This is a genomic window from Pseudonocardia tropica, from assembly GCF_040105315.1.
Classification (GTDB): Bacteria; Actinomycetota; Actinomycetes; order Mycobacteriales; family Pseudonocardiaceae; genus Pseudonocardia; species Pseudonocardia alni.
This window is the reverse complement of record NZ_JBEDNP010000004.1, coordinates 16689-43359: the sequence shown is the minus strand read 5'-3', so window position 1 is coordinate 43359 and position 26671 is coordinate 16689. Positions and strand designations below refer to the sequence as shown.

The following is a 26671-nucleotide window of genomic DNA, read 5'->3' as shown; positions in this document are numbered from 1 at the left end:
CGCTCAGATCTTGACCGGGTAGGTCGGGGTCGGGACCTCGGGCACGATCCGCTTCTCGACGAAGATCCCGTGCCACAGCAGGAAGACCAGCACCGCCCAGATCCGGCGGGAGTGGTCGACCGGGCCCTCGCGGTGCGCGTCGAGCATGCGGTGCACGGCCTGCAGGTCGATCAGGTGCCCGGCACCGGAGTTCTGCAGGATGTCGCGCGCCCAGGCGTACATCTCGTCGCGCAGCCAGTGCCGGATCGGCACCGGGAAGCCGAGCTTCGGCCGGTTGAGCACGTGCGGCGGGATGATCCCCTCGCAGGCCCGGCGCAGCGCGTACTTCGTGGTGCCGTTCGAGCCGTGGGTGATCTTCTGCGACTGCGGCAGCGACGAGGCGATGTCGAACACCTCGGGGTCGAGGAACGGCACCCGCAGCTCCAGCGAGTGCGCCATCGTCATCTTGTCGGCCTTGACCAGGATGTCGCCGCGCAGCCAGGTGAACAGGTCCACGTGCTGCATCCGGGCGACCGGGTCCCAGTCGTGGCTGGCGAAGTAGTGCGGCGCCGTCACGTCCTGGTGTGACACCCGCGGGTCGTAGCCGCGCAGGACCTCGTGGAGCTGGTCGTCGCGGAAGATGCGGGCGTTGCCGTAGTAGCGCTGCTCCATCGACAGCGACCCGCGGCGCAGCAGATCCTTGCCCCGCATGCCCTCGGGCATCTTGCGCGACGCCCGGCGCATGAGCGGCTTGAGCGTGCCGGGGACCTTCTCGAACGGCGACAGCGACAGCGGCTCGCGGTAGATCGAGTACCCGCCGAACAGCTCGTCGGCGCCCTCGCCGGACAGCACGACCTTGACGTGCTGGCGGGCCTCGCGGGCGATGAACCACAGCGGGACCAGCGCCGGGTCGGCGACCGGGTCGTCGAGGTACCAGATGATGAGCGGCAGGGACTCCATCATCTCGTCCGGCTTGACGGTGCGGACCACGTGCCGCACGCCGATCGCGGCGGCGGACTCGGCGGCCACGTCGACCTCGGAGTAGCCCTCGCGCTCGAACCCGGTGGTGAAGGTGATCAGGTTCGGGTTGTGCTCCTTGGCGAGCGCCGCGATCGCGGTGGAGTCGATCCCGCCGGACAGGAACGCGCCGACGGTGACGTCGGCCCGCATGTGCTTGGCGACCGAGTCGCGCAGCACGTCGGCGATCTCGCCGTGCACGATCGCCTCCGCCTCGGCGCTGGCCGGGGCGTGGCTGGGCAGCGAGATGAACTTCGGCGCGAAGTAGCGCTGGTGCAGCGGCTCCTCGCCGGGGCGCACGGTGACGTGCGTGCCGGACTCGACACGCGAGATCATCCGGTGCAGCGACATCGGCTCGGGCACGTACTGCAGGGTCAGGTAGTGCTGCAGCGCGGCAGGCTCCAGGTCCAGCCCGATCTCGAGCTCACCGGCCAGCGACAGCAGCGACTTCTTCTCACTGGCGAACGCGGTGCCGACCGGGGTGGTGGCCAGGAACAGCGGCTTGATGCCGAACGGGTCGCGGGCCAGGAACAGCTCGCGCTCCACGACGTCCCAGATGGCGAAGGCGAACATGCCGCGCAGGCGCTGCACGGCGTCGGGGCCCCAGTAGTGGAACGCCGCGACGATGACCTCGCCGTCGCCGTCGGTGGCGAACGCCGCGTCGTAGGTCTCGATCAGCTCCTCGCGGAGCTCGAGGTAGTTGTAGATCTCGCCGTTGAAGACGATCGTGTAGCGGGTGTCCTCGCCCGGCACCGGCCCCCAGTGCAGGGGTTGGTGGGAATGGTCCACGTCGATGATCGACAACCGGTTGAACCCGAGGACGAGGTCGTGGTCGTTCCACGTCTCGCTCTCGTCGGGTCCCCGGTGCCGCGCACAGCGCAGCCCGTCGGCGATCGGGTCGACCCGGGTCGCGGCGTCCGCCCCGGCGGTCAGCAATCCCAGCAGTCCGCACACATCGGTCAGTATGCCGAGTCAGCCGGACGGGTCTCGCGCGCCCCGGTGCGAAACGGTCTTCCCGCTGCGAGACTGCCGGTTCCCCCGCGGCGGTGACGACGTTCACGCCCTGTTCGGGAACCCCCGGGGGGCGCGGCCCGACCGGGGTTCGTCTAGGCTCTACGCGAGGTCGAAGACGGTGCTCCATACGGGTGGCACAAGGTCCCCTTCGACCGCGGTGTCGTGACGGCGGAGCAAGGAAGAACGTGCTGGCAGTGCGGCGTACGCAGGAGACGACAGGAAGGCGGCGTGCAGTGGCCCGAACCGAAGGCCGCTCCCGGATCGCCCGGGCGGCGAAGGTGGCCGTGGTCGGCCTGCTGGCGGCGCCGGCTCTGGCCGGTTGCTCGGTCCAGGAGGTCATCCGGTTCGGGTGGCCCGAGGGGGTGACCCCCGAAGCCGAGTCGATGCGCAACCTGTGGACCTGGTCCGCGATCGCGGCGCTGGTCGTCGGTGTCATCACCTGGGGCGCCATGTTCTGGGCGATGATCCTGCACCGGAAGCGCAAGGACGACGACGGCTCGCTGCCGCGCCAGACGCAGTACAACCTGCCGGTCGAGCTCGTCTTCACGGCGATCCCGACCGTCATCGTGGCCGTGCTCTTCGGCTTCACGGTGAACGTGCAGAACTTCGTCGACAAGGAGAACCCGACCGCGGGTGGCCCGGCCGACCTGCGGGTCGACATCGTCGGGTTCCAGTGGAACTGGGAGTTCTCCTACCCCGACGAGGCCGGTCAGGGCGGGCGCCCGGTGAGCACGCTGGGGACGAGCGACACGATCCCGATCATGGTCCTCCCGACCGACCGGTCGATCCAGTTCACGCAGCGCTCGCCCGACGTGATCCACTCGTTCTACGTGCCGGAGTTCCTCTTCAAGCGCGACGTCTTCCCGTTCCCGGAGCGGAACGAGCAGGACAACAGCTACATCATCGACCGGATCGACCGTGAGGGTGCGTTCGTCGGTCGCTGCGCCGAGCTGTGCGGCACGTACCACTCGCAGATGAACTTCGAGGTGCGTGCGCTGGAGCCCGCGCTGTTCGACCGGTACATCCAGCTCCGCAAGGAGACCAACCCGCAGACCGGGCAGGCCTACTCGACCGGCGAGGCGCTGCAGGCGCTGAACTGCGGCGAGTGGTGCGCGCCGGAGGCGATCAGCACGCAGCCGTTCTCGACCGACCGCGGCCAGCTGGCCGCGCAGGTCACGGGCTGAGGGAGGACGCGCACCCATGAAGATCGAGTCCCGGCTCTTCGAGATCGTCACCGGCTTCTTCATCCTGGCCGCGCTGGCGTACATGTTCATCGCCGGTGAGGTCGTCGGCGTGACCGCGCTGTGGCTGACCGCGGGTCTGTCGCTGATCGTCAGCACGTACTTCCGGTTCGTCTCGCGCCGCCTCGAGGAGCGCCCGGAGGACAACCCCGAGGCCGAGGTGTCCGACGGTGCCGGCGAGGTGGGCTTCTTCTCCGCCGGCAGCTACTGGCCGCTGGGCCTGGCCGCCGCGGCCGCCTTCGCCGCCCTGGGCGTCGCCTTCTGGTACGCCTGGATGATCGTCGTCGGCATGACCCTGGTGCTGATCGCCGTCGGCGGTCTGGTGTTCGAGTACCACCGGGGCCCCGCCGCCCACTGACCGGCTCGCGAGCCGGCCCCATCCCCGTCTCCGGGGGTGGGGCCGTTCGCCGTTCGGGGGTGCTCAGGCCGCCGCGCTGCGGGACGTGGCCGCCGGGGCGCGGTCAGCCCCGGGCCGCGCGGCCCAGCGCGTCGCGGGCGATGATGACCTGCTGGATCTGGCTGGTGCCCTCGTAGATCCGGAAGAGCCGGGCGTCGCGGTAGAACCGCTCGACGGCGACGCCGCGCATGTAGCCCGCCCCGCCGTGCACCTGCACCGCGCGGTCGGCGACCCGGCCCACCATCTCCGAGCAGAAGTACTTCGCGGCGGCGGGCCCGGAGACCATGTCGGTGCCGTCGTCGAAGCTGCGGGCGGCGTCGAGGACCAGGCCGCGGCCCGCGCGGGCGTCGGTCACCGAGTCCGCGACCAGGCCCTGGACCAGCTGGAACCGGGCGATCGGCTTGCCGCCCTGCTCGCGGGTCCTGGCGAACTCGACGGTCTCGTGGACCAGCCGGTCGGCCATCCCGACGCAGACCGCGCCGATGTGCAGCCGGCCGTGGGCGAGGCACTTCGCGGCGACGAGGAAACCCTGGTCGACGCCCTCCTCGCCGCCGACGACGTTCTCGAACGGGACGCGGACGTCGTCGAGGTACACGTCGGCGGTCCAGGCGCCGAACTGGCCCATCTTGTGGTCCTTCGGGCCGACCGAGAGGCCGGGGGTGCCCTTCGGGACGAGGAAGGTCGAGATGCCGCGGTTGCCGGGGGCGTCCGGGTCGGTCCGCGCGAACACCATGATCACGTCGGCGACGGGGGAGTTGGTGATGTAGCGCTTGGAGCCGTTGAGGACCCAGCCGTCGCCGTCGCGGACGGCCCTGGTGGTGAGCGAGGAGGGGTCGGAGCCCGCGTCGGCCTCGGTCAGCCCGAACGAGGCGGTGACCTCGCCGGAGGCCAGCCGGGGCAGCCACTGCTTCTTCTGCTCCTCGGTGCCGCCCTCCAGCAGCACGTGTCCGGCGATGCCGTTGTTGGTGCCGAACAGCGAGCGCAGCGCGGGGCTCGTCCAGCCCAGCTCGAATGCGAGGCGGACCTCCTGCGAGGCGGTCAGACCGAGGCCGCCGTACTGCTCGGGGATGGTGAAGCCGTAGAGCCCCATCTCCTTGCACTGGGCGACGATGCGCTCGGGGACGGCGTCCTCGGCGTCGATCCGCTCCTCCTGCGGCACCACCTCGGTGCGGATGAAGTCACGGACGGAGTCCAGGACGTCGGTGAGGTCGGCGGGGTCCACGGACACACCTCTCGCGTCGTCGCGTCTGTTACCGGGAGGTAGCTCACCACGTCGCCCCCTCCCACGCGACCCCGGCGGGGTGTTCGTCACCGCCTATCCTCGGGGTGCACCCGTGCCGCGCCGAGCAGGAGGACCGCATGTCCGAGGAGCCGGCCGACCGCGACGTCGCCACCCGTCCCCGCCCCGCCCCCGACGAACCGGGCGGCAGCCCGCTGGACCCGCACCTGGTCCGCGCGCTGGAGGGCTGGGGCAACGGGGCGCTGCGGGAGTACCTCCTGCGTGACGGCGGCCTGCACCTGCCGCACCCGCCGGGCTGGCCGTCGTCGTGGCCGGGGCGCACCCGGCTCGGCGCCCAGATGGCCTACCTGCTCACCGGGCTGCCGCTGGCGGTCGTCAGCGGGGTCGTGGTGCTGGTCGGGCTGGTGCTGGGCGCGGGGACGTTCGTGATCTGGATCGGGCTGCCGATCACCGTCGGGCTGCTGGCCGCGGCGCGCGGGTTCGCCGAGCTGGAGCGCCGGGCCACCGAGGCCGCGACCGGCGGCCCGCTCCCGCCGCACCACTACCGGCCCAACCGCGGGCGCTCGCTGATGGGGCGGCTGTTCCGGGCCCTGGCCGACCCGCAGAGCTGGCGCGACGTCGCGCACGCCGTCACCGCGCTGCCGGTGCGGACGGTGACCGCGGCGGTCGCGCTGGTGTGGTCGGTCACCGGCCTGGGCGGGCTGTTCTACGTGTTCTGGCAGTGGTCGCTGCCGCGCGGTCCGAACAACTGGACGCTGTTCGGCTCGATCACCGGCATCGACTCCACCCTCGGCGACGTCGCGCTCAACACCGGGCTCGGCGTCCTGCTGCTGATGACGCTGCCCACGGTCGTGCGCTGGCTGACCGACGTGCGCGCGCTGCTCGCCCGCGGTCTGCTCACCAACCAGACCGCCGCGCTGCGGGCCCGCGCGCTGGCGCTGGCCGCCGGCCGTCGGGCGGCCGTCGCGGCCGAGGCGCAGACCCTGCGCCGGCTCGAACGCGACATCCACGACGGGCCGCAGCAGCGCCTGGTGCGGCTCGGCATGGACCTGGAGTCCGCCGTCCGGCGCCTCGACGACGACCCCGAGCGCGCCCGCCCGCTGCTGCACGAGGCCCTGGAGCAGAGCCGCGAGGCGCTCTCGGAGCTGCGCGCGCTGTCCCGGGGCATCGCGCCGCCGATCCTCGCCGACCGCGGGCTCGGCCCGGCGCTGCGGGCGGCCGCGGGGCGCTGCCCGGTCCCGGTCGACCTCGACGTCGGTCTCGACGACGGCGCCCGGCTGCCCGCCCTGGTCGAGAACACCGCGTACTTCGTGGTGACCGAGGCGCTCACCAACATCGCCAAGCACGCCGGCGCGACCGCGGTGACGGTCACCGTGACCGTCGACGAGACCCTGCTGCGGGTCTGCGTCCGCGACGACGGCCGCGGCGGCGCCCACCCGGGCAAGGGCCACGGTCTGGCCGGGCTCGCCGACCGGCTGGAGATCGTCGAGGGACGCCTGGAGGTCGACAGCCCGCCCGGTGGCCCGACCGTCCTGACCGCGGAGGTCCCGGTCGCCGGCCTGGGGGACGCGTGACCCAGGATGGGTCCATGACGATGCGGGTGGTGCTCGCCGAGGACTCGGTGCTGCTGCGCGAGGGCCTGGTCCGGCTGCTGGAGGAGGCGGACGCGACGGTGCTCGCCGCCGTCGGGGACGGCACCGCGCTCGTCGCCGCGGTGGAGGAGCACCGGCCCGAGGTGGCCGTCGTCGACGTCCGGATGCCGCCCTCGTTCACCGACGAGGGGCTGCGCGCCGCGCTGGAGATCCGCAGGCGGTTCCCGGCGGTCGGGATCCTGGTGCTGTCCCAGTACGTCGAGGAGTCCTACGCCACCGACCTCCTGGAGGCCGGCGGCGGGGTCGGGTACCTGCTCAAGGACCGCGTGTCCAAGCTGGCCGACCTGTCCGACGCGCTCGGCCGGGTCGCCGCGGGCGGCACCGTGCTGGACCCCGAGGTCGTCTCCGCGCTGCTCACCAGGCGCCGCCGGCGCGACCCGCTGGCCGAGCTGTCCCCGCGCGAGCGCGAGGTGCTGGAGCTCATGGCCCAGGGCCGCACCAACATCGCCATCGGGCGGCTCATGGTGATCACCCAGGGCGCGGTGGAGAAGCACATCTCCTCGATCTTCACCAAGCTCGGGCTGCCGCCGTCGTCGGACGACCACCGCCGCGTGATGGCGGTCCTGGCCTGGCTGGGCTAGACCGAGCGCAGGTCCAGCGCCAGCTCCGCGGGTCCGCCGTCGTCGACGGTCACCGGGATGCCCCAGTCCTGCTGGTAGCGGTGGCAGGCGGCGAACCCGTCCGACGGGTCGTCGCAGGCCGCCGCGGTCACCGCGACCTGCAGCACCCCGGCGCCGACGCCCGGGTCCAGGCGCAGCTCGCGGGTCAGCCCGGCCGCGGTGCCCCCGCCGGACAGCAGCAGCGACGGCGGGTCGGCCGTCACGGTCAGCGACGTCGGGTCGCCGTACCGGTCGTCGAGGTGCTGCCCGGTGGGCGGGGCGAACCCGATCCGCAGCGCCACGTCCGGGGCGAGCGACGTCGGGGTCCGCCGGACGACGTGCGCGTCGCCGGACACCAGCGACCCGGCCGGGACGGGCAGCCGCACCAGCCGGTGCGCCGCGGACTCGACGACGACCAGCGTCTCGCCGTCGACGAGCAGGTCCGACGGTTCGGCGAGCCCCTCGGCCAGCGTCGAGACCAGGTTCGTCGCCGGATCGAACCGGCGCACCGCGCCGTTGTAGGTGTCGGCGACGGCGATCGAGCCGTCGGGCAGCACGCTCACCCCGAGCGGGTGCTGCAGCAGCGCCTGCGCGGCCGGGCCGTCGCGGTGCCCGAACTCGAACAGCCCCTGCCCGACGGCCGTCGCGACCGCGGCACCGGGGCCGTCGCCGACCCGGCGCAGCGCGGAGATCTCGGAGTCGGCGACCCACAGCGTCCCGTCGGGGCCGGCGGCCAGCCCGGACGGCTGGGCGAAGAACGCCTCGTCGAACGCGCCGTCGCGCAGCCCCTCGGTGGTGGTCCCGGCCAGCACCCGGGCCTCGCCGGTGGCGGGGTCGAGGGTCCACAGCTGGTGCGGTCCCGCCATCGCGACGACGACCGTCCCGCCCCACCACACCAGGTCCCACGGCGAGGACAGCAGCGCCGACGCGGTACCGACCGCGACCCGCTCGCGCAGCTGCTCACCGGTCCCGGCCAGGGTGGACACGGTGCCGTCGGCCAGGTCGACCCGCCGGACCGCGTGGTTGACGGTGTCGGCGACCAGCACGGCGTCGCCGGAGGGGAGGACCAGCAGCCCCTGCGGCTCGGAGAACCGCGCCGTCGCCGCCGCGCCGTCGGCGAGCCCGCGCTCCCCGGACCCGATCCGCCGCACCTCGGTCTCCAGGTCGGTCTCCAGCTCGACGAGCTGGTGGTGGGCGGTGTCGGACACCAGGAACGTGCCGCCGGGCAGCGCGACGACCGCGCCGGGGAACCGCAGCGCGGTGTCCGGCGCGGGCGGCGGGACGTACGGGTCGTCCCCGCGGCGCAGCCGGTCGCCGTGCGTGGCGACCAGCTCCCGGACCAGCGCGGCCAGCCCGGGGCCGTGGCCCTCGCCCGCCATCCGGGCGACGACGAACCCGTCCGGATCGACGACGGCCAGGGTCGGCCAGGCGCGGGCGGCGTAGGCGTCCCAGGTGGTCAGCTCGGGGTCGTCGAGGACGGGGTGGGTGACGTCGTAGCGCTCCACGGCGGCCTCGACCGCGGCCGGGTCCGCCTCGTGCAGGAACTTCGGCGAGTGCACCCCGATGATCGTCAGGACGTCACCGAACTCGGCTTCGAGGGGCCGCAGCTCGTCGAGCGCGTGCAGGCAGTTGACGCAGCAGAACGTCCAGAAGTCGAGCACCACGATCCGCCCGCGCAGCCCGGCGAGGGTCACGTCCTCGCCGCCGGTGTTGAGCCACCGCCGTCCGCGCAGCTCGGGCGCCCGCACCTTCATCCGTTCACCAGCAGTCACACCGGCCCCAACGACCGACCGGCGCGCGGGTGTTCCCCGACCGCGCCACACTGATCGTCATGCCCGAGCTGCCCGAGGTGGAGAACGCACGCACGGTCCTCGCCGAGGCCGTCGGCCGCACGATCACCGCCGTCGACGAGACGAAGTCTCAACCTACACTCACCGGGTGACAGGAACCAGGCGTCGCGTTCTCTACGGCCGGACCAGCGTTGACCGCTCCGAGGGCAAGAGCGTCGATGACCAGCTCTCCGAGCTGCGGGAATGGGCCGAGGACGACGAGAGCGAGGTCGTCGGTGAGTTCCGGGACGACGGGGTCAGCGTCAGCCGGTACAGCGGAGGCCGTGAGCGTGAGGGATGGGCCGCGGTCCGGGCCCTGATCGTCGGCGGGGACGTCGACGAGGTGGCCGTGTGGGAGGGCTCGCGCACCACCCGGAAGATCGTCGAGTCGTCCGAGCTGCTCGACCTCTGCGCGCTCCACGGTGTCCGCCTGGCGGTCCGGTCGCGGGTGTACGACCCGTCCGACCCGGATGACCGTGCCCGGCTCCTGCACGACGCCGTGGACGCTGAGCACGAGTCGGGCCGCATCTCGAAGCGAGTCGCCCGCCGCGCGAAGAAGCGAGCGGCGCTGGGCGCTCCGAACGGGCGGGTCAACTTCGGGTACCGCGTCGTCAGAGACCCCGTGTCGGGCAAGGCGGTCGGGCGCGAGCCAGATCCGGAGACAGCGCCCGCCGTCCGTGAGGCCGTGGCCCGGCTGCTGGCGGGGGAGTCCGCTGGGGCCATCGCGCGGGACTTCCAGGCTCGGGGGATCCAGACGCGCAGCGGGACCGTCTGGACCGGGCCGAATCTCCTGGCCATGGTGAAACGGCCGGTCTACGCGGGCATCCGGACCTCGGCGGTGCACGAGCTGCCCGACGACCACCCCGGGACCTGGGAGGCGTTGGTCAGCAAGGAGGACCACGACCGACTGGTCGCCATGCTGGCCGACCCGAGCCGCAAGGCCATCCGGACCGGCGAGCACATCAAGCACCTGCTGTCGGGAGTCGCCGAGTGCGGCAAGTGCCACTCCGGGCGGATCCGGACGATCAGCCGGACCTCGCGCCGGACCGGTTCAAGGTCCATCGCCTACACCTGCTCGGACTGCCACGGGGTCAACCGGCCCGCCGAGGCCACCGACGCGTACGTGTCCGGCGTGGTGGTCAAGTTCCTCTCCCGCCCCGACGTGGCCGAGCAGCTCGCTGACCCGGCCGACGATCACCGGGCGGAGAGCCGGGCTGAGGCTGCTCGGCAGCGGCGCAAGCTTGCCGAGATCGAGGCCCAGATCGACGCTGACGTACTGGATGTGGCCACCGGGTCCCGGTTGCTCCGTGCGACCCGAGAGCGGCTCGCAGCGGCCGAAGCCGGTGCTCGACCGGCCCACGTGCCCGACGCGGTGCTGGACATGGCCGGACCGGGTGCGGGGGAGCGGTGGGAGGCCCTATCCGTCCCCATCAGGCGCGAAATCATCCGGACGCTGTTCCGGGTGGTCATCGAGCGCGGAGTCGTCGGCGGGCTCCCGGTCTTCCATCCCGAGACCATCACCATCGAGCGGCGCAGGCGCTAATCTGATCTGGCCCCGACCGAACCAGAGGTCACCGCGGCACCCCCGGGTGCCAGGACCTCGGAGGTCGGATGACTCCCGACGAGCGCGCTGTCATCGAGCGTGCCGTGATCGAGCAGGCCATCGCGGACGTCGACGTCTCCGGATGGGCTCCGCTGGACGATCAGGAGCGGGACCTGTGCTCGCGTGCGTTCCGCTCGGTGTCCCACCCGGTCATTCCTGGCCAGCGACCGGCACGTACTCGTAGTGCCGCTCCAGCTTGACCCGCACCCTGTGCCCGGAGCTGCGCGCGTGCCGGTGTCCCGCAGCGGCAGGCCACCCGCCCTGGCCGTCCCACGGGCCCGCGGTGCATCCCCGGTGCATGCACCGGACCGAGAGCTGCTCCGGGCCGCCCTCGCGCTGAACCTTCCCTGCGGGCATCAGGCGACCGCCAGGCCGAGGTAGAAGTTCATCTCCTCCTCGGTCGCCCAACCTCGGTCGGTCAGCCACGTGACCTCGGTGGACAGGTGGGCGGGGATGCTGCGGGCGTTCCGGCTGGCCATGGTGAAGGGCGAGGCCAGCAGGTTCTGCCTCGGCGTCTGCCAGACGAGGTGGCGGGGCTGGACACAGATCCGATGGGGGCACGCGATGATCGGGCTGACCCAGCACTCCCCGCGGTGCGCGGCAGCGTCGTGACAGGCGTGCCCAGCCTGGTGCACCGGGCTCGGTGCAGGTCCCTGGGTCACCTGGAGCACCCATCGGTGCACGGCGATGAGCCGTCCGTTCGGGCCCATGGTCTGCGCGTAGCCGTGCTGGGCGTTCTGCGTCCCGGTCCACAGCCAGCAGCCGTCCGGGTCGTCGGGGTCGATGTCGATGTGGTCGAAGACCCGGAGGGGCATTCCCTTGAGCGGCTTCAAGGCGGGGTCGAGTACCCAGTTCATGAGGTGTCCTTCGGTGGCGGGGAAGCTCTGCACCTAGGAGAAAAGATCAGTTGTGTTCTGTCAAGAAATTGACGAGGCGTCATGGTCGTGCGCCATTCCTGACAGATGTCAGGTTCAGATGAGAGGCCCACCTGATCTCTGGGAGCGCTACTCTAGGAGCAGAAACGGGAAAAGCCGCCTCGTTGGCGCGAGACGGCTTTTGGAATCCCGACCGAACGACCGACCAAGGAAGTGCGGGATGACCCCATCCTATCGCTCGTTGCTCGACGGCGTCGAGCTTCCCGTTGATGAATCGCCCGTTCCGAAGCGAGTCCGCGATCGTGCGCTCGTCGCGATCGCCCAGCGGCAGCTCGCCCGGCTCGACGAGAGCTTGGCGCTCGTGGCCGACCAGCCCAGCTCCGTGGCCAACGTCCTGGAGTTCGGGCTCGCGCACCCCGGCGGCATCTCGGCTGCGGAGGTCCAGGCAGCCCTGGGCTTGTCGCCCCGGACCCTGAAGCGCGCAAACCGGGTCCTCCAGGAGCGAGGGCTGGCCTCCTACGTCACCGAGTACTACCGCGGTGGCCGCACGTCGTCTTGGCAGTACGAGCCGGTGTCGAAGCTGCACAACTTCGATCTTGACTCGGTGCCACGACGCGATCTTGACTCGGTGCCATCGGGTGGCGGCTCCTTGGCACCGAGTCAAGATCTTCTGATCACGCCTGTGAACTGCGGAAACAGCCCGGAAGTGGCCAGCGAGGGGGAGCCGCACCAGGAAAGAGACCTACAGGTGAGTACGTCCATGGAGGTCCAGGAGGGCCTGAACAGGGAGAGGATGAACCCTGTGACCCACCTTCCTGTTGCTGTTCGCACGGGCGGGCGTGCGACGGGACCGCGGCCGAGCTACTGGCGCCACGACCTGGCCGAGATCCAGGGCACCCCGTTCGCCGAGCAGGTCGATCACGTCCTGGACATCTACTGGGGCTGCATGACGGCCGGTGGTCACCCGGTGTGGGTCGACCAGCAGGCCAAGATCCCCGGCGCGGTCCTGGTCCTGCTCGCGCAGGGTGCCTCGGTCGACCAGGTCGTCGACGGGATCCGCTGGATGTTCTCCGGCGTCACGGGCTCCGGCTGCCGACGCCCTGACACGCTGGCCAGCTTCGAGGCCTACGTGACCAACTCCGTCGAACGCCCGGTGCTGGCTGGAGCCGACGCGAACGAACGACGGCAGCGGCAGGCTCAGCGGGCGGCCACCGACTTTGTAATGACCCTCCAGCCCGTCACTCCGGCTGCCCCCGTTGAGCCCGAGGACGAGGCGACCAGGGCCAGCAAGCTGGCTCGGATCAGGGCCATCAGCGCGATGCTGCGGGAGGGGCGAGCCGCGTGATCTATCGCAGCACCAGCGGCATCGTCTCCGGTGGTCCCGCCTTCGAGATGGAGAGCAGGTCGCCCTCGTCGAGCCGTCGGCTCCCGGTCGGGCAGTCGATCGTCATGAATTGCTGACTCGACGTCGCGAAGATCTGGAAGGTCACGGCTCCGGTGCTGGTCTGGTAGGCGGTGACCCAATGCCCGCCGGTGGGACGTCCGGGTGTCGAGATCTTCCGGGCCGGAGTGCTGGGGATGTCCTGCCCGCACCACGGCATCGCGGCGATGGTCCGATGCGTGCAGCGCTCCCAGGACGTCTCGTCCGAGTCGATGGGGGTGCAACCCAGGGGAGTGGTCGTCGAAGCGCCCACCGACGAACTGGGGGCCGGGGAGCCCCCTCCCTGGTACGCCACGACTCCGACGATGACGACGAACAACGCCAGCAGCGCGGTCGCGCCGAACAGGATCTTCGGCAACAGGCCGATGGGCTGCTTGCGAGGCGGCGGGTTCTGGGCCCAGGGCGGTGGGGTCATGGCTGTGCTCCGGTCTCGGTACGGGGGTGGGGCCATCACCGTCGCCGAGTAGGCCGACGAACCGGCTCAGGCGGTCCTGTGGGGTCGGCAGCCGGGCCTCCGAAGAGGTGCAGAGCCCCTCGTCGCAGGAGATCAAGTTGAACGGTATCCCCGATCCGGTGATGGTCGAGCTGGCCGACGTACCCATGAGCCGTATCCCCGGCGTGCTCGCGACCGACGGTGTCGCCTGCCAGGCCGCGAAGTTCCACTCCCCGACCCCGCTGCTCCTGCACCCGGTGGTGGTGGACGACCGCGAGTTCCTGCTGTGCGGGGTCTGTCGTGACCAGCTCGCGGTGCTTCAGCTCGTCGGTGGGACGGCCGCGCCCTGGCCCGTCCGCCGATCCTTCGGAAACGCACTCCGACATCTTCTCGAATCTGATCACTTGAACTGATCTCTGGCGGTCTGCACTCTCATAGGAGTAGTGCTTTCCGGCAGTTCTGAGGAGCAGTTCTCGTGCCGTTCACAGCTCGGTTGCTGATGCTCTGGGTCATCGGCTTCGGCACCTCTCTCGTCGTGGCGAACGGGGTATCGCTCAGGGCTGGGGCCTGGTTCGTTCTCTTCACGGCCCTGGCGGTCGTGGCGCTCCTCAGCGTCGAGATGTATCGGGTGCGAGGTAAGGAACCTTGCACGCCGGCCCAACAGCAGAACCGCAACATCGACACCGACTAGAGCGGTGCTCATAATCGCGCCGAATCCGTTTCGGAACTGATCTGTCCGCGATTCACTTCAACCGGTAAGGAGCCGACATGGGACCCCTCACTCCCGTGAAGCCGTACCGCCGTCCTTCCCTCGTCGACTTCGTCCTCCGCGAGGTCGAGCACCACGCCTCCCGCGCGATCGCCATCCGCGGGCTCGTCTCCGTCGGTGTCCCGCACGCCGAGGCCGTCGTCCAGGTCGACGGCGGCCGTCGGACCTTCCGCGAGCGGCTGAGCCTGTGACCGCCCCCGCACCGACGGTGCGCGTCTTCCACGAGAACGCCTACGTCGTGGCCGAGGACGCGGAGACCGGCCTCGTCGGCCGGGCACCCCTGCACCTGCCCGACGCCGAGCTGCGGGCCCGCGAGAACCTCCAGGCCGTCCTCTCCCAGCGAGGCGCCCGGTGAGCGACTACGACTACGAGCAGGACCTCGTCAGCCTCCGCTCCGGCCTGGCCAACGCCTTGGCCATCGACCACCTGCCGACCGACACCGAGCTGATCGAGCGCGTCGAGGAGCTGGCCGAGACTGCGGCCCAGGGCCCGACCACCGAGGAGGGCTGGAAGCGCCACATCGAGCGGCTCCGGGCCCGACAGACGGCCTCCTACGACCTCCACCAGCGTCAGGTGCGCAACGCGATCGACGCCCACATCCGGTGGAAGACCGGCCAGCGCCGCAACGAGGAGCTGGCCTTCACCGAGCAGCCGGACGCGAAGACCGTGACCCGGCGCGAGGACATGAACCGCGAGGTCTTCGACGTCCCGACGGCCTGGTACCTCCAGCGGAACCTGCACATCGCCCACGAGTTCCGGTGCTCGTCGACCAGCAGGGTGCTCTGCGACTGCGGTGCGGTGCAGGCCTGGTGGGAGATCAACGTCCAGCGGGACAGCCCCGCGGCCACGGAGTCGCAGGATGGCGGCCCCGATGTCTGAGCGCCTGACCCGCCACTCGCCCGAGCCGACGCGTGTCCCGCACCCCGTCCTGATCGTCGGAGGGGGCTGGCTCGTCGGGTTCGTGCTGGCCCTGGGCCTCTGCGTAGCCATCGGCGTCTCCACCCCGATCGCCAGCACCGGCACCGGGCAGGTCGTGGCGAGCCTGGTCGGCGTCGTGCTCGGGGGAGTGCTCCCCACCGCGGGGGCCTGCGTGGCCGGAGCCGTGGTCATGGCGTACGTCCGGCCGGAGGCGTCCTGATGGCGGATCACCAACGACATGCAGACCTGGCTCGCCACCCGGAGGAACCGATGACCCTCACCATCAGCCCCGCCGACCTGGTCCACATCCCGCTCGGTGGGAGCTACCGCATGCTTCCCGGCTTCGACGGTCGTCTCGTCGGCCAGGAGATCCACTTCTGCAAGATCCGGTACTTCAATGGGCGCGAGAAGCACGGCGTCGCGCTGTGTATCAAGTCCTGCTCCACGGACAAGGCCTGGGGCCTGCTGGCTCAGCAGGCCAAGAACATCGCCGTCCAGCTCGGGGAGACCGTCCAGTACACCGTCGAGTCGGAGTTCACCGACATTCGCCGGGTGGAGTGGCGCTTCGCCTGCCCACGGGACGAGGCGGTGGCCCGATGACGGGATCCCCGGCCCGCTCTGGCCAGGATCGGGCTCGCGACGCCCAGAACAAGTTCGTGCGCACCCCCGAGTCGATCGCCCGGGATGCCGAGTGCCTGCGACTGCGCTCTCGGGGCGAGACCTGGAAGCGCATCAGCGACCTGCTCGGGTACGGGGGAGGCTCGAACGCGAAGAAGGCCGCCGACAGGGCCAACCGCGATGTCCTCGCTGGCCCGGTGGAGGACTACCGCAACCAGCAGCTCATGCGGATCCAGGCGATGCGCCGCGAGGCCCTGAAGGTGCTGGAGCGCGACCACGTCGTCGTGTCGCACGGCCGCGTCATCCTCAGCGGTCCTCCACCCGAAGAGGGCCAGCCCGACACCCGCACGCCCATGCTCGACGACGGCCCGAAGCTCCAGGCCATCCAGACCCTGCGCCAGCTCGACGAGCGCGAGGCGAAGCTCCTGGGACTCGACGCGCCGACCAAGGCCGACGTCACGGTGCACAAGGTCGACCCGCAGGACCTCGAACTCGCCGAGCTGATCAACGAGGCGAAGGCCAAGAACGCCGCCGAGCGCGAGCGGATCGAGGGCGGCTCATGAGCACCACGTCGGCCGTGCTCTGGGGTGGGCCCCTCGACGGCCGCCTCCTGCTGCGCTTCCCCGAGGGTGACTGGCACGCCCGGTCCGACGGCTGGCCGCTGACGCTGGAGCGCGACGGCAGCCCCGTGGCCAGCCAGCACCGCGACGAGGAGCGCTACTGCCCGGTCGAGATCCAGGGCGAGCGACTGATCTACGTCTGGGCCCCGGTGCTGCCGGACTGGTACCTGCGCCGGAGGTCCGACGCGTGACTCTCGGCGGGGCAGCTCTGCTCGGTGGCGTGGTGGCGTTCTCGATCGCCGCTTCGTGGGCCATCGTGCGCATCATGCTGCCCAGCCCTCGGCAGCAGGCTGAGAGCGACGCTCTGCTCGACCGGGTCGCCGAGAGGGTCGCGGCAGGGGAGGAGCCCTCCGAGGCGCTCCTGGACGAGCTGGGGCGGCAGCGATGAGCCTCTCCGTCACCGAGCTGGTCTCCGGCATCGACCCGCGGCTGCTCGCCAGCCCGGCGGGCCGTCGAGCGGGTACAGGAGTGTTAATATCAGGGTGTGTCCTTCGCCCAGCGCAACGTCGTCTACGGCCTGTCTCTGGACGGCGTGAACTTCCGGTACGTCGGGATGACGACCGGGTCGTTGCAGCAGCGCTGGTGGGCGCACTCCTACCGGGCACGAACGGCACCTCGGACTGCGGTCCAATGCTGGATCGCGAAGCACGGGCCAGAGCAGGTCATGGTCACGGTGCTGGAACGGTGCGGCTCGATCGAGGAGCTGCACGAGGCCGAGGTGCGGTGGATCGAGACTCTGCGTGGGCAAGGGGCGGATCTGCTCAACCTGACCGAGGGTGGCGAGGGCGTGCTGGGGCTGCGGCACAGCCCGGAGGTCCGGGCGCTCATGTCGCAGCAGCGGACCGGACGCACCTCGTCCGAGGAGACGCGACGCAAGATCTCGCTGTCGGCGAAGGCTCAGCGGGCGGCCGAGCTGGCAGCGGGGCAGCCGTCTCCGTCTGCGGGACGACCGAAGTCCGAGGAGCACAAGGCGAAGCTGCGCGCCCGAGTGGTCTCGAAGGAGACCAGGCAGAGGATGTCGGAGGCAGCGAGGGGGCGGCCGTCTCCCTTCGCCGGGAAGCAGCACACCGAGGAGTCGAAGGAGAAGCTCCGCGCTGCTGCCCTGGGGCGGAAGGCCACTCCGGAAGCTCGCGCCAAGATGTCCGAGGCGCGTCGTGGTAAGCCCAAGTCTGCCGAGCACCGTGCCCGGATCGCAGAGTCCGTTCGCCGGGCCCGAGCGCTTCGAGCTGAGCAGGCTGCTGGGCAGCGTCAACCCGAGGCTGCTGGAGACGTCTGAGGGCAGGCGGGTTCTTACCGCTTACGACCCGTTGATCTGGGCGCTCCTGTACTTCCCGCACCACCTCAAGAGTGCGGAGACCGGCGAGGTCATCAGCTTCTCCGACTTCCACCTCGACATCTGCGAGCGGGCGAAGCTCTGGGCGAAGAAGGAGCTGGGCCCGGCCGAGGTGCGTGAGGCCGACGTCGCGCCCCGGGGCAGCGGGAAGAGCACCTGGAAGTTCCTGATCCTGCCGACCTGGGCGCTGGCTCACGGGCACCGTCGCTACGTCAGCGCCTTCAGCGACAGCGCCAGCCAGGCCGAGCAGCACCTCACGACGGTGAAGACCGAGCTGGACAACAACGCGGTGCTCCGCGAGGACTACCCCGAGCTGTGCGCCCCCGCCCTGCGGCCGACCGGCACGAAGGTCGCCGACCACCGCTCGATGTACGTGTCCCGATCCGGCGCGGTGTTCACGGCCAAGGGCATCGACAGCTCGGTGCTCGGCGCGAAGGTCGGCAGCCAGCGGCCGGACCTGCTGCTGTTCGACGACATCGAGCCCTCCGGCGGGAACTACAGCGCGTACCAGAAGGAGCAGCGGCTCTCGACGATCCTGGACGCCATCCTGCCGATGAACGACCGTGCGGTGGTGCAGGTCGTCGGCACGACGGTCATGCCCGGCTCGATCATCGACGACCTCGTGAAGAGCCTGACGCTGTCCGAGGACCAGATCGCCGACTGGGTGCGCGACGAGCGCTTCCGGGCCTTCAGCTACCCCGCCATCACCACCGACCGCGAGACGGGTGCTGAGCGGTCCCTGTGGCCCGAGCGCTGGGCCTTCGAGGACATGGTGCCGATCCGGCACACCCGGTCCTTCCGGCTGAACATGCTCAACGACCCGATGGCCGCCGACGGCGAGTTCTGGACCATCGACGACATCGGGCGCGGTGAGGCCCCGGCCTACACCCACCACCTGCTGAGCATCGACCCCGCGGTGACGACGAAGGAGAAGTCGGACTACACCGCGATCGCCCTGCTCAGCTACTACCCGCCCGAGCGCCTCGTCGTGGTGCGCGACGCCTGGAACCTCAAGGTCGCCCCCGGTGAGCCCCTGCGAGCCCGGGTGAGCGCGATCCGCGAGCAGTACCCCGAGATCCGGCACGTGCTCGTCGAGGCCAACCAGGCCGGTGAGGCGTGGAAGCAGATCCTCAAGGACCTGCCGGTTCGGGTGCGCACCGTGCACCAGCGCGAGGCCAAGGAGGTCCGCGCCGCCCGGCTGCTGAACCACTACCAGGCCGGGCGGGTGCGCCACGCCAAGCCGCTGCCGGAGCTGGAGGGCCAGCTCGTCAGCTTCCCCAAGGGCGCCCACGACGACCTCGTCGACGCCGTCGGCCAGGGCGCCGAGGTCTTCCTGTCCCGCAAGAAGCGCTCCGGCGTTCAGACCAAGTCGTACATCTGAGGAGACCGATGACCAGCCCGCTCCCCACGGTGCCGATCGCCGCCAGCAACCCCGACCTGGAGAAGGGGCTTGCCGAGCTGGACAAGGCCACCCCGGCCTACGAGAAGGCCGCCCAGTTCTTCGACGGCAAGCGCGACGAGGTGTTCGCCAGCCCGAAGCTGCGGCGGCTCATGCGCAGGCTCGGGATCAACCTGACCTTCAACTTCGCCAAGACCCCGGTCAACGCCGTCGTCGAGCGGCTGGAGATCAGCTCGATCACCTCCACCGCCGACGGGGTGACGGCGAAGCTGTCCGACATCTGGCGGCACAACGAGCTGGACGTCGAGGCACCCGGCATCCACCGCAAGGCGGGGGAGTTTGGCGACGGCTACGTCATGGTCTGGCCCGAGGACGACGAGACCGAGGTCCTCGACGAGTCGGCCGAGGAGAAGGGCGGCTACACCCGGGTCGGGATCTACTGGAACGACCCGACCACGTGCCGGGTGTTCTACGACCCCGAGGTGCCGCGCAAGAAGCACCACGCGATCAAGCGCTGGCAGCTCGCCGACAAGCGCTGGCGGGTGGACCTGCTCTACCCGCACACCATCGAGCGCTACATCTCGAAGCCGGGCAGCAAGGCCGAGTCGAGCACCGACTTCGTGCCCTACGTCGTCGACTTCGAGATCGACGAGGAGACCGAGCAGGTCGTCGAGATCTGGCCCGCCGAGAACCCCTTCGGCGAGATCCCGGTCTTCCACTTCCGCAACGACCGGCCCTACGGCGAGCCCGAGCACGCGGGCTTCTACGGGCCCCAGGACGCGATCACGAAGCTGATCGTCAGCCACATGTCCGGGGTGGACTACCAGTCGCTGCCGCAGCGCTACGCCCTCGTCGACCCCGACAGCGACAGCGGGGAGGCCGCGGACCTCGACGAGGACGACTTCGACTTCGAGCTGGACCCGACTGCCGACCAGAACCAGGCCTCGAAGGGGCAGGGCACCAGTCAGTTCACCTCGGAGCCGGGCTCGCTCTGGTACATGCAGGGCGTCAAGGGCGTGGGCCAGTTCGAGACCGCCGACCCCGACACGTTCCTGAGGCCGATGGAGCGCTACCTGCGGTTCGGCGCGCAGATCTGCTCGACCCCGCTGCGGTTCTTCGACTACGAGACCTCCCGGATGCCGTCGGGCGCGAGCCAGACCCAGGCCGACCGGCCCTTCGTGAAGAAGATCCGCAACCGCCAGCTCTCCTACGGCGGCACCTGGCAGGACGTGTTCGTCTTCGCGCTGAAGATCCTCGGCGTCGAGGACGTCGAGGTGATGGTCAACTGGGCCCCGGCCGAGACCGTCGACGACGAGGCCGGGTGGAACGTCGTCGCCGCGAAGATCGCGAACGGTGTGCCGACCAAGCAGGCGCTGATGGAGGCCGGGTACACCGACGACCAGGTGAAGGAGTTCCTCGGTGGGCAGACCGAGACCCTCGCCGAGCGACTCGCGCACCTGAAGCAGGTCGCCGAGGTCGCCGGTCAGCTCAAGTCCGCGGTGGACGAAGGCCTGCTGACCCAGGAGCAGGTGGCCGAGATGATCGCCACCGCGCTCGGGAACGACCGGGACGCGGCATGACCATCCGCTGGAGTCAGCTCGGCTGGCTCATCCCGCGGCAGCGCTGGCTGCTCGTGCCGTTCTACGGCTTCCTGTTCGTCGCGGGGCTGATCGCCCTGGGCCATCCCTCCGCGGCCGTCTCAATGTCCGCGTCCCCGCTGTTCACGTGGGTCTGGGCCGGGTTCTACGTCGTCGGCGGCTTCACCTGCACCGTCGGCGCGCTGTTCAAGTCGTTGTGGGGCGAGGCCGCGGGGCTGCCGCTGATCGCCTCGGCATCGGCGATCTACGGCACCGCCGTGCTGCTGACCTACTCCGACCGCGAGGACGCCGCGTACCTGGTCGTCGGCCTCCTGCTGATGTCGCAGGCGCTGGGCCTGTTCGACCGGTGGCTGGGCGTCATGTCGCTGCTCAGCCGCGTACGGGAGCTGGGGACCGACTGATGCTCGTGAACGTCATGGCGCTGCTGCTGGCTGCGGCCACCCCGACGCCAGCCGAGACCACGGGCGGGGTGGACCTCCAGACGGTCCTGACCCTGCTGCTCGGCGCCGGTGGATCGGGCGCGCTCGCCGGGCTCATCGCGCTGTACCGCACCTGGAAGAAGGGGAAGCTGGAGGATGAAGAGACGCTCATCGCTCGGCTCAACTCTGACTCGAAGTCGCAAGGCGATCGAGCAGATGCTGCTGAGCAGAGGCTGGCGGAAGCCCGCGAAGACCACGACCGAGTGGCTGGAGAGCTTCGGCGTCAGCGAGATGAAGCCCGCGAGGACGTCGCCTGGTACCGCAGCTTCCTCATCCAGCACGGCTACGACCTCGACCCCATCCAGGGGCGACCCGCCCACCCTCAGCAGGGCCAGCACCGTGGCCAGTAGCGCACAGCTCCGTCGTGAGGCGAGCGCGGCCATCGTCGAGCTGAAGCAGTTCCGGCGCTCGCAGGCCGTACTGGCTGGCGTGGCAACCGTCGGGTTCGCCGCTCTGATCGTGGCTGCCCTCGTGCTGCTCAACGTCTCTGGCCGCCAGGACCAGGGCATCACCCAGCTGAACGCCTCGCTGGCCACGGTGTGCGAACGCACCGACACAGCACAGGTGCCCGGCGAGGTGGCCCAGGACTGCGACCGCGCCCAGCAGGGAGAGCTGCCGCCGGTCGTGCAGGGCATCACCCTGCGCGGCGCCGAGGGCTCCGCTGGCGACCCGGGGACGCCCGGTAGGCCCAAAACCAACGGCACGAACGGCGAGAGCCCCGCCTGCCTGAACGAGCCGGGGCGATGCCAGGGCCAGGACGGCGAGAAGGGGACCGACGGCCAGAGCCCGCCGTGCCTGAGCGAGCCGACCGCGTGCCGGGGGGTCATGGGCAACCCCGGAGCACCCGGCATGCCGCCCGTGGGATGGACGACCGAGTTCCCCGACGGTGGCCGTCAGACCTGCGCACGGGTCGCGGACTTCGACCCCGCGGCCCCCTTCTACGACTGCGACTACCAGGGCCCATCGCCTGCTGCCGAGCAGCCGGAACCCACCCAAGAGCCCAGCATGGGCACCAACTGAGATGGAAGGAACCACCCCGATGAGCACCCTCACGCTCCCCGCCCTCGACGACGCCCTGAAGCCGCTGGGCTTCACCCTCGACGGCGAGCCGATCTGGCCCGTGTTCGGCTCCGAGCGCAACATCGACCCGACCGGCAAGGGCAGCGACCCCGACGCCGAGGACGACGACGAGGCAGACGACGAGGACGACGCCGACGACGACTCCGAGGATGACGAGGAGGGCGGCGACGGCAAGAAGGACGAGGGGGAGTGGAAGCCCCCGACCAAGGAGGAGTGGGAGCGCACCCAGCGTGCTCTGAAGCGGGCCAACGGCCAGGCCCGCAAGCACCGCCAGGCCCGCAAGCAGGAGGGCGGTGACGACGCCGCGCAGAAGGCCGTGGAGGCCGCCGAGAAGAAGTTCAAGCCCGTCGCCGTCCGGTCCGCCGCGAAGGCGTCGCTGTTGGAGGCCGGGCTGAACGACGCCAGCGACGCCCGCATCTCCCGGCTCCTGAAGATGATCGACATGGACGAGGTCGACGTCGACGAGGACGGCGACGTCAACGGGCTCGACGACCAGATCGACGCCATCAAGGACGACTTCCCGGCCCTGTTCGAGGCAAAGAAGGACGAGCCCAAGCGCAAGGCGACCAAGCTCGACGCCTCCGGTCGTAAGAGCGGCAGCGGCGGCGGCGAGAAGCTGAGCGTCGGCGAGAAGATCGCCCGCCAGATGCTCGGCTCGAAGAGCTAATCTGTCGACGTCGGCGGGAACGGTTCCAACTCCTCTATCTAGAGGCGAGGGTTCTTCACCCGTTCCCGCCGACCATCGGCCGGCGACCCTGACACCTGTCAAATTCGAGCTCGTTGTCGCCGACCAACTGATCACGTAATCTGCGCAGGTCACAGCTCCGGGATGGAGCACCTCGCCCGCGATGGGCCGCGTTTCCGCAGCCTCGCTCGCGATGAGCAGCCGCGATTCATCTGCTCATCGACCAGAGGAACATCCCGTGTCCAAGACCATGGACCTGTTCGATTCCCGCGTCCCGGCCGTGGACCCGGGCGACATCATCGGCTTCACCTCCCTCGGTGAGCCCATCCGCGCCGTCGCGGGCTCCGCGCGCGCCACGTTCGAGTCCTGGATCCCGATCGACTTCGGGTCCGACGTCATCACGAAGGTCCGGCAGACCTCCGCGATCGAGGCCTACGCCCAGCGCGTCCCGATGACGACCCAGACGAAGTCGACCCCGCGCTCCGGCGGCATGGGCGTCTCCCTCGTGGCCAAGGGCGCCGCGTACGGCGAGGACACCACCGCCAACGACGAGGTCATCCTGCGGGTCCAGAAGTTCGGCTCGGTGGCCCGCATCGCCGAGGAGGACATCGACGACTCCTTGGCCAACATCATCGACACCAAGACCGTCGACTGGGCCACCAGCTACGCGAAGGCCCTCGACAACGCCTGCCTGGGCGTCTCGGTCGCGCGTGGCACCTCGCTGTGCGCCTTCGACTCGGTCTACTACCAGCTCACGCAGGCCGACGCGGCCACCGGCTACACGGCGAACTCGAACATCACCGTCTCCGGCACCGGCGGCACCACCTACGACGCCCTGTCCGGCGTCCTGGGGCAGGCCGAGACCGGTGACTACTGGGACGAGGCCGAGATGATCGTCATGGCCCACCCGAGCTTCAAGAAGAAGTTCCGGGGGATCAAGGACTCGACCGGCAGCCCGATCCTCCAGGAGTCGAGCAACGGCAGCCCCGGCGGTGCGCAGGCCCCGACGGCGGACCGGCTGTTCGGTCACCAGGTCCATTGGACCCTCGGCGCCCGGAAGTCGACCACCGTCACCTCGGCCCCGACCGGCAACCCGCTGCTGTTCATCGCGAACCGCCAGCTCCTGCTGCTCGGCGTCCGCTCCGGCCCGGAGACCGTCCTGATCGACGGCAAGGACGGTGCGGCGGCCCTGACCGACGAGTCGCTGCTCAAGATGCGCTCCCGGCGCGGCTTCGCCCTGGGCCACCCGGCGGCCGTGTCCTGCTTCGAGGACTCCACCGGCGTCTGATCGCCCGCTCCCCGAGCGAGGGCCCGGGGCTGCTGTGTGAGGGCAGCACCCCGGGCTCCTCCCCGGCCGATCAGGACCAGGAGGATCCGATGGCCACGCGCACTCGCAAGACCGCGGCTCAGAAGGCCGCTGACGAGACCAAGGACGCCGAGGCGGCTCCGAGCACCGCCGAGCAGTTCCCGTCGCTCCACGGCGACGTGGGGGCCGAGATCGCCCAGCGCACACCGGGCGAGACCGTCGACCAGACGCTCGACCAGCCCGAGACGAAGCCCGAGACGGCCGAGGTCTTCCGGAAGACGTTCGTGGTCGCCGGGCAGGTCGGTCGCGAGCATCCGATGCACGCCGACAACGCGCGCCGGGTGCTCGACGAGGCGATCCAGCGGGGCCTGCACCCGACGGCCGAGGCTGAGCTGGTCGACGTCGAGGAGATCCCGGAGGTCCGGGGCGGCTTCACGACGCGGCTGACCTACACCTGCGAGGTCGTGCCCGCCGTCGTCGACCACGAGGCGAACGAGACGGTCACCGCCGGTGCCGTCGCGCCGGAGAACCACACCCTCGGCACGGACCCGGTCGAGGGCTGATCGCCGTGGGCGTCGTCATCGCCGGGCCGAACCCGAGCGACCCGAGCTACCTCCAGGACCAGATCGACGACCTGGCGGCTCGGAAGTCCGGGTTCTTCACGCAGGTCTCGGCGCCCACGTCGCTGGTCCAGATCACCCACGACACGAGCTGGACCCCGGCGGGCGTCCTTTGCATCGACACGCTCGACCAGATCACCGAGCCCGCCTCGATCACCCACCCGCAGCCGGGAGTCACCGAAGTCGCCTTCGGCGTCGACTTCACCGGCCGGATCTTCCTGAGCTGAGAGGCCAGCCATGCCCAGGCGCTTCGCCACCGACATCAACATGCTGGGCTTCGCGCTGCTCAACGCGATGCTCCACCCGGTCTCGACGGACCCGTCGGGGCTGGCCACCAGCGACAAGGGGCGGGTCTGGTTCAACACCACGACGAACCGCCTGAAGGTCTGGAACGGCACCGCCGCGATCGACATCCTCGATCGCGCGAACCAGGGCGGGACCCAGACCGCGAGCACGATCTCCGACCTGGCCACCGTGGTGCAGGCCTACCGACTCGACCAGTTCGTCGGTCCGACCGGCCCGCTCTCGGTCAACGGCCAGCGTCTGATCAACGTGGCCACCCCCACGGCATCCACCGACGCCGTCACCAAGGCCTACGTGGACGCCATCCAGGACGCGTTGACCAACGGCGTCGTGCTCAAGGGCGCGGCTCGGGTCGCGACCGCCACGAACACCTCGATCAGCGCGCCGGGCGGCACGATCGACGGTGTCTCGACCGGCTGGGTTGCCGGGCAGTCCATCGTCCTGCTGTTCGGCCAGACGACCGCCTCGCAGAACGGCCCGTGGGTCTGGAACGGCGCCAGCTCGGCGATGACCCGACCGGCGAACTGGGCCAACGGCGCGACCGCCACCCCGGGTGCGTTCTGGGCGGTGACCGAGGGCTCCAACTCCGACCTGTTCGCCCTGATGACGACCGACGGCGCGGTCACCATCGGCACCACGGCGACCGCGTTCATCATCCGGGGCAACCCGTCGTCGGCGCTGAACTCCGGCTACGGCACCACGGTTGGAGCGGGCCGGGTCGACGTGAACCCGGGCACCGGCATCGTCGTGCCCTCCACACCGGGCTCGGCTGTCGCCATCGACACCGCCGTCGTGATGCGGAAGATCGGCGGGGCGGTCCCGGCCACCAGCTCGGGCATCTACGCGATCTCGGGCCAGAACGTCACGGTGAACCACGCCCTGAACAACCCCGCGCCGGACGTGCGAGTGGTCATCGGCTCGACGCCGCCCTCGGGTGGCTACGTCACGGGTCAGGTGATCGAGGTCGAGTGGTCGGTGACCGACTCGAACAACGTCCTGGTCATCCTCCCGACGGCCCCGGCCTCCGGGAACTACATCGTCGGCGTGGCGGGCTGACCCGTGCCCAAGCGCTTCGCGACGCCGATCCAGCTCCCCGGTGACCCCACCGGGGCGCTGGAGGCTGCCACGAAGCAGTACGTCGACGGCCGCCCGGTCCCGACGCACCAGCACTCCGCCGGGGACATCACGACCGGCACCCTCGACCCGGCCCGGCTGCCGAGGGTCCTGCCGGTCCTCCAGAGCTTCTCGGTGGCCAGCGGGGGCACGCACACCACCGACGCCTCGCTGGGCTCCTACGTCGATCTGACGGTCAACGGGGGCAACGCCATCATCGCGCTGCCGACCAACGGCGTGAACCGGCAGACCCTGGAGTACGTGATCTACGCGGCCTCGGCCACTTCGGTGATCTTCTCCAGCGACATCCTGCTGACCACGGGCCTGAGCACCCGGACCTTTTCGGTGCCCGCTCAGAAGTACGGCTTCTTCTCGCTGAAGTACTCGACGCTGCGCTCGAACCTCCAGGTCTGGGCAATGGTCGCGGGCACGGTGACGAGCTGATGGCTACGCGCCACTATCTCTCGAATCCCGTGAGCAGTTACTTGTCGAGCCCCTTCCGTGGCAATT

At 70.5% G+C, this 26671-nt stretch carries 34 protein-coding genes; 29 read left to right on the top strand and 5 right to left on the bottom strand.

Annotation, left to right across the window (positions count from 1 at the left end; all coding sequences use genetic code 11):
- Positions 1-3: 3 nt before the first annotated feature.
- On the bottom strand, positions 4-1950 hold the full coding sequence (gene asnB, locus WHI96_RS08115) for an asparagine synthase (glutamine-hydrolyzing) (RefSeq protein WP_345652727.1): 1947 nt from the start codon (positions 1948-1950) through the stop codon (positions 4-6).
- 293 nt (positions 1951-2243) lie between these two features.
- On the opposite strand from asnB, the gene ctaC reads away from it, so the two are divergent.
- Positions 2244-3194 (top strand): aa3-type cytochrome oxidase subunit II, encoded by a 951-nt coding sequence (ctaC, locus tag WHI96_RS08110; protein WP_345652730.1) that lies wholly within the window; start codon positions 2244-2246, stop codon positions 3192-3194.
- 16 nt (positions 3195-3210) lie between these two features.
- Entirely contained in the window at positions 3211-3609 is a 399-nt protein-coding gene (locus WHI96_RS08105) for a cytochrome c oxidase subunit 4 (protein ID WP_345652733.1), read from the top strand.
- Between the two features lie 103 nt (positions 3610-3712).
- Here WHI96_RS08105 and WHI96_RS08100 read toward each other — a convergent pair whose 3' ends face one another.
- Positions 3713-4870, bottom strand: a complete 1158-nt coding sequence (locus tag WHI96_RS08100; RefSeq protein WP_345652735.1) for an acyl-CoA dehydrogenase family protein — start codon at positions 4868-4870, stop codon at positions 3713-3715.
- Positions 4871-5007: 137 nt separating this feature from the next.
- Between WHI96_RS08100 and WHI96_RS08095 the strand changes: the two genes are divergently transcribed.
- Both WHI96_RS08095 and WHI96_RS08090 read left to right on the top strand, forming a co-directional pair.
- On the top strand, positions 5008-6462 hold the full coding sequence (locus tag WHI96_RS08095) for a sensor histidine kinase (RefSeq protein WP_345652738.1): 1455 nt from the start codon (positions 5008-5010) through the stop codon (positions 6460-6462).
- 20 nt (positions 6463-6482) lie between these two features.
- Positions 6483-7121 (top strand): response regulator transcription factor, encoded by a 639-nt coding sequence (locus tag WHI96_RS08090; RefSeq protein ID WP_345652913.1) that lies wholly within the window; start codon positions 6483-6485, stop codon positions 7119-7121.
- Here WHI96_RS08090 and WHI96_RS08085 read toward each other — a convergent pair.
- A complete protein-coding gene (locus WHI96_RS08085; protein ID WP_345652741.1) occupies positions 7118-8893 on the bottom strand; it encodes a redoxin domain-containing protein in 1776 nt (591 codons plus the stop codon). The genes WHI96_RS08090 and WHI96_RS08085 overlap by 4 nt on opposite strands.
- Positions 8894-8970: 77 nt before the next feature.
- On the opposite strand from WHI96_RS08085, the gene WHI96_RS08080 reads away from it, so the two are divergent.
- Positions 8971-9081: a DNA-formamidopyrimidine glycosylase family protein gene (locus WHI96_RS08080; protein ID WP_345652744.1), complete on the top strand. Its 111-nt coding sequence runs from the start codon at positions 8971-8973 to the stop codon at positions 9079-9081.
- On the top strand, positions 9078-10511 hold the full coding sequence (locus WHI96_RS08075) for a recombinase family protein (RefSeq protein ID WP_345652746.1): 1434 nt from the start codon (positions 9078-9080) through the stop codon (positions 10509-10511). Before WHI96_RS08080 ends, WHI96_RS08075 begins: the two co-directional genes overlap by 4 nt.
- Positions 10512-10927: 416 nt before the next feature.
- On the opposite strand, the gene WHI96_RS08070 is transcribed toward WHI96_RS08075, so the two are convergent.
- A complete protein-coding gene (locus tag WHI96_RS08070; RefSeq protein WP_345652750.1) occupies positions 10928-11428 on the bottom strand; it encodes a hypothetical protein in 501 nt (166 codons plus the stop codon).
- Between the two features lie 238 nt (positions 11429-11666).
- Here WHI96_RS08070 and WHI96_RS08065 point away from each other — a divergent pair, with 238 nt between their 5' ends.
- On the top strand, positions 11667-12791 hold the full coding sequence (locus WHI96_RS08065) for a hypothetical protein (RefSeq protein ID WP_345652752.1): 1125 nt from the start codon (positions 11667-11669) through the stop codon (positions 12789-12791).
- 1 nt (position 12792) lies between these two features.
- Here the strand turns inward: WHI96_RS08065 and WHI96_RS08060 are convergent, their stop codons facing one another.
- A complete protein-coding gene (locus tag WHI96_RS08060) occupies positions 12793-13302 on the bottom strand; it encodes a hypothetical protein (protein ID WP_345652754.1) in 510 nt (169 codons plus the stop codon).
- Between the two features lie 107 nt (positions 13303-13409).
- Between WHI96_RS08060 and WHI96_RS08055 the strand changes: the two genes are divergently transcribed.
- The 22 genes from WHI96_RS08055 to WHI96_RS07950 all read left to right on the top strand — a co-directional run bounded on the left by WHI96_RS08055 (position 13410) and on the right by WHI96_RS07950 (position 26605).
- Positions 13410-13733: a hypothetical protein gene (locus WHI96_RS08055; RefSeq protein WP_345652756.1), complete on the top strand. Its 324-nt coding sequence runs from the start codon at positions 13410-13412 to the stop codon at positions 13731-13733.
- A 62-nt stretch (positions 13734-13795) separates the two neighbouring features.
- Positions 13796-14011 (top strand): hypothetical protein, encoded by a 216-nt coding sequence (locus WHI96_RS08050; RefSeq protein ID WP_345652758.1) that lies wholly within the window; start codon positions 13796-13798, stop codon positions 14009-14011.
- Positions 14012-14088: 77 nt separating this feature from the next.
- Positions 14089-14280: a hypothetical protein gene (locus tag WHI96_RS08045; RefSeq protein ID WP_345652760.1), complete on the top strand. Its 192-nt coding sequence runs from the start codon at positions 14089-14091 to the stop codon at positions 14278-14280.
- The gene (locus WHI96_RS08040) at positions 14277-14444 is read left to right on the top strand and encodes a hypothetical protein (protein ID WP_345652763.1); all 168 of its coding nucleotides are present in this window, start codon (positions 14277-14279) and stop codon (positions 14442-14444) included. The genes WHI96_RS08045 and WHI96_RS08040 overlap by 4 nt, the downstream gene beginning before the upstream one ends.
- Positions 14441-14968 carry a hypothetical protein gene (locus WHI96_RS08035; protein WP_345652766.1) on the top strand — a complete coding sequence of 176 codons (528 nt, stop codon included), beginning with the start codon at positions 14441-14443 and terminating at the stop codon, positions 14966-14968. Before WHI96_RS08040 ends, WHI96_RS08035 begins: the two co-directional genes overlap by 4 nt.
- Positions 14961-15227, top strand: coding sequence for a hypothetical protein (locus tag WHI96_RS08030; protein WP_345652769.1), 267 nt, complete (start codon positions 14961-14963; stop codon positions 15225-15227). Before WHI96_RS08035 ends, WHI96_RS08030 begins: the two co-directional genes overlap by 8 nt.
- 50 nt (positions 15228-15277) lie before the next feature.
- Positions 15278-15607 (top strand): hypothetical protein, encoded by a 330-nt coding sequence (locus WHI96_RS08025; RefSeq protein ID WP_345652771.1) that lies wholly within the window; start codon positions 15278-15280, stop codon positions 15605-15607.
- Positions 15604-16188 (top strand): hypothetical protein, encoded by a 585-nt coding sequence (locus tag WHI96_RS08020; protein ID WP_345652773.1) that lies wholly within the window; start codon positions 15604-15606, stop codon positions 16186-16188. The genes WHI96_RS08025 and WHI96_RS08020 overlap by 4 nt, the downstream gene beginning before the upstream one ends.
- A complete protein-coding gene (locus tag WHI96_RS08015) occupies positions 16185-16436 on the top strand; it encodes a hypothetical protein (RefSeq protein WP_345652776.1) in 252 nt (83 codons plus the stop codon). Before WHI96_RS08020 ends, WHI96_RS08015 begins: the two co-directional genes overlap by 4 nt.
- On the top strand, positions 16433-16633 hold the full coding sequence (locus tag WHI96_RS08010; protein WP_345652778.1) for a hypothetical protein: 201 nt from the start codon (positions 16433-16435) through the stop codon (positions 16631-16633). Before WHI96_RS08015 ends, WHI96_RS08010 begins: the two co-directional genes overlap by 4 nt.
- Positions 16634-16729: 96 nt before the next feature.
- Positions 16730-17521, top strand: coding sequence for an NUMOD3 domain-containing DNA-binding protein (locus WHI96_RS08005; RefSeq protein ID WP_345652781.1), 792 nt, complete (start codon positions 16730-16732; stop codon positions 17519-17521).
- Complete coding sequence (locus tag WHI96_RS08000) at positions 17427-18959, top strand: phage terminase large subunit family protein (RefSeq protein ID WP_345652784.1); 1533 nt, start codon at positions 17427-17429, stop codon at positions 18957-18959. The genes WHI96_RS08005 and WHI96_RS08000 overlap by 95 nt, the downstream gene beginning before the upstream one ends.
- A gap of 8 nt (positions 18960-18967) precedes the next feature.
- Positions 18968-20557, top strand: coding sequence for a phage portal protein (locus tag WHI96_RS07995; RefSeq protein WP_345652786.1), 1590 nt, complete (start codon positions 18968-18970; stop codon positions 20555-20557).
- Entirely contained in the window at positions 20554-20976 is a 423-nt protein-coding gene (locus WHI96_RS07990) for a hypothetical protein (protein ID WP_345652789.1), read from the top strand. Before WHI96_RS07995 ends, WHI96_RS07990 begins: the two co-directional genes overlap by 4 nt.
- Positions 20976-21404 (top strand): hypothetical protein, encoded by a 429-nt coding sequence (locus tag WHI96_RS07985; RefSeq protein WP_345652792.1) that lies wholly within the window; start codon positions 20976-20978, stop codon positions 21402-21404. The genes WHI96_RS07990 and WHI96_RS07985 overlap by 1 nt, the downstream gene beginning before the upstream one ends.
- Positions 21394-22074: a hypothetical protein gene (locus tag WHI96_RS07980; RefSeq protein ID WP_345652794.1), complete on the top strand. Its 681-nt coding sequence runs from the start codon at positions 21394-21396 to the stop codon at positions 22072-22074. The genes WHI96_RS07985 and WHI96_RS07980 overlap by 11 nt, the downstream gene beginning before the upstream one ends.
- A gap of 19 nt (positions 22075-22093) precedes the next feature.
- Complete coding sequence (locus WHI96_RS07975) at positions 22094-22801, top strand: phage scaffolding protein (RefSeq protein ID WP_345652796.1); 708 nt, start codon at positions 22094-22096, stop codon at positions 22799-22801.
- Between the two features lie 256 nt (positions 22802-23057).
- Positions 23058-24107 carry a phage major capsid protein gene (locus WHI96_RS07970; RefSeq protein ID WP_345652799.1) on the top strand — a complete coding sequence of 350 codons (1050 nt, stop codon included), beginning with the start codon at positions 23058-23060 and terminating at the stop codon, positions 24105-24107.
- Between the two features lie 89 nt (positions 24108-24196).
- Positions 24197-24688, top strand: coding sequence for a hypothetical protein (locus WHI96_RS07965; protein WP_345652802.1), 492 nt, complete (start codon positions 24197-24199; stop codon positions 24686-24688).
- A gap of 5 nt (positions 24689-24693) precedes the next feature.
- Positions 24694-24972: a hypothetical protein gene (locus WHI96_RS07960; RefSeq protein WP_345652805.1), complete on the top strand. Its 279-nt coding sequence runs from the start codon at positions 24694-24696 to the stop codon at positions 24970-24972.
- 10 nt (positions 24973-24982) lie between these two features.
- Positions 24983-26104 carry a hypothetical protein gene (locus tag WHI96_RS07955; RefSeq protein WP_345652808.1) on the top strand — a complete coding sequence of 374 codons (1122 nt, stop codon included), beginning with the start codon at positions 24983-24985 and terminating at the stop codon, positions 26102-26104.
- 3 nt (positions 26105-26107) lie between these two features.
- The gene (locus WHI96_RS07950; protein WP_345652811.1) at positions 26108-26605 is read left to right on the top strand and encodes a hypothetical protein; all 498 of its coding nucleotides are present in this window, start codon (positions 26108-26110) and stop codon (positions 26603-26605) included.
- Positions 26606-26671 lie beyond the last annotated feature (66 nt).

Excerpts from the sequence above, each read along its gene's own strand:
- WHI96_RS08030 (WP_345652769.1), top strand. The coding sequence starts at position 14,961 with ATGTCTGAGCGCCTGACCCGCCACTCGCCCGAGCCGACGCGTGTCCCG.
- WHI96_RS08090 (WP_345652913.1), top strand. The coding sequence starts at position 6,483 with ATGCGGGTGGTGCTCGCCGAGGACTCGGTGCTGCTGCGCGAGGGCCTG.
- WHI96_RS08015 (WP_345652776.1), top strand. The coding sequence starts at position 16,185 with ATGAGCACCACGTCGGCCGTGCTCTGGGGTGGGCCCCTCGACGGCCGC.
- WHI96_RS08105 (WP_345652733.1), top strand. The coding sequence starts at position 3,211 with ATGAAGATCGAGTCCCGGCTCTTCGAGATCGTCACCGGCTTCTTCATC.
- WHI96_RS08045 (WP_345652760.1), top strand. The coding sequence starts at position 14,089 with ATGGGACCCCTCACTCCCGTGAAGCCGTACCGCCGTCCTTCCCTCGTC.
- WHI96_RS08070 (WP_345652750.1), bottom strand. The coding sequence starts at position 11,428 with ATGAACTGGGTACTCGACCCCGCCTTGAAGCCGCTCAAGGGAATGCCC.
- WHI96_RS07975 (WP_345652796.1), top strand. The coding sequence starts at position 22,094 with ATGAGCACCCTCACGCTCCCCGCCCTCGACGACGCCCTGAAGCCGCTG.
- WHI96_RS08085 (WP_345652741.1), bottom strand. The coding sequence starts at position 8,893 with ATGAAGGTGCGGGCGCCCGAGCTGCGCGGACGGCGGTGGCTCAACACC.
- WHI96_RS08025 (WP_345652771.1), top strand. The coding sequence starts at position 15,278 with ATGACCCTCACCATCAGCCCCGCCGACCTGGTCCACATCCCGCTCGGT.
- WHI96_RS08060 (WP_345652754.1), bottom strand. The coding sequence starts at position 13,302 with ATGACCCCACCGCCCTGGGCCCAGAACCCGCCGCCTCGCAAGCAGCCC.
- WHI96_RS07990 (WP_345652789.1), top strand. The coding sequence starts at position 20,554 with ATGACCATCCGCTGGAGTCAGCTCGGCTGGCTCATCCCGCGGCAGCGC.
- WHI96_RS08080 (WP_345652744.1), top strand. The coding sequence starts at position 8,971 with ATGCCCGAGCTGCCCGAGGTGGAGAACGCACGCACGGTCCTCGCCGAG.
- WHI96_RS07965 (WP_345652802.1), top strand. The coding sequence starts at position 24,197 with ATGGCCACGCGCACTCGCAAGACCGCGGCTCAGAAGGCCGCTGACGAG.
- WHI96_RS07985 (WP_345652792.1), top strand. The coding sequence starts at position 20,976 with ATGCTCGTGAACGTCATGGCGCTGCTGCTGGCTGCGGCCACCCCGACG.
- WHI96_RS07955 (WP_345652808.1), top strand. The coding sequence starts at position 24,983 with ATGCCCAGGCGCTTCGCCACCGACATCAACATGCTGGGCTTCGCGCTG.
- WHI96_RS08020 (WP_345652773.1), top strand. The coding sequence starts at position 15,604 with ATGACGGGATCCCCGGCCCGCTCTGGCCAGGATCGGGCTCGCGACGCC.
- WHI96_RS08095 (WP_345652738.1), top strand. The coding sequence starts at position 5,008 with ATGTCCGAGGAGCCGGCCGACCGCGACGTCGCCACCCGTCCCCGCCCC.
- WHI96_RS08065 (WP_345652752.1), top strand. The coding sequence starts at position 11,667 with ATGACCCCATCCTATCGCTCGTTGCTCGACGGCGTCGAGCTTCCCGTT.
- WHI96_RS07995 (WP_345652786.1), top strand. The coding sequence starts at position 18,968 with ATGACCAGCCCGCTCCCCACGGTGCCGATCGCCGCCAGCAACCCCGAC.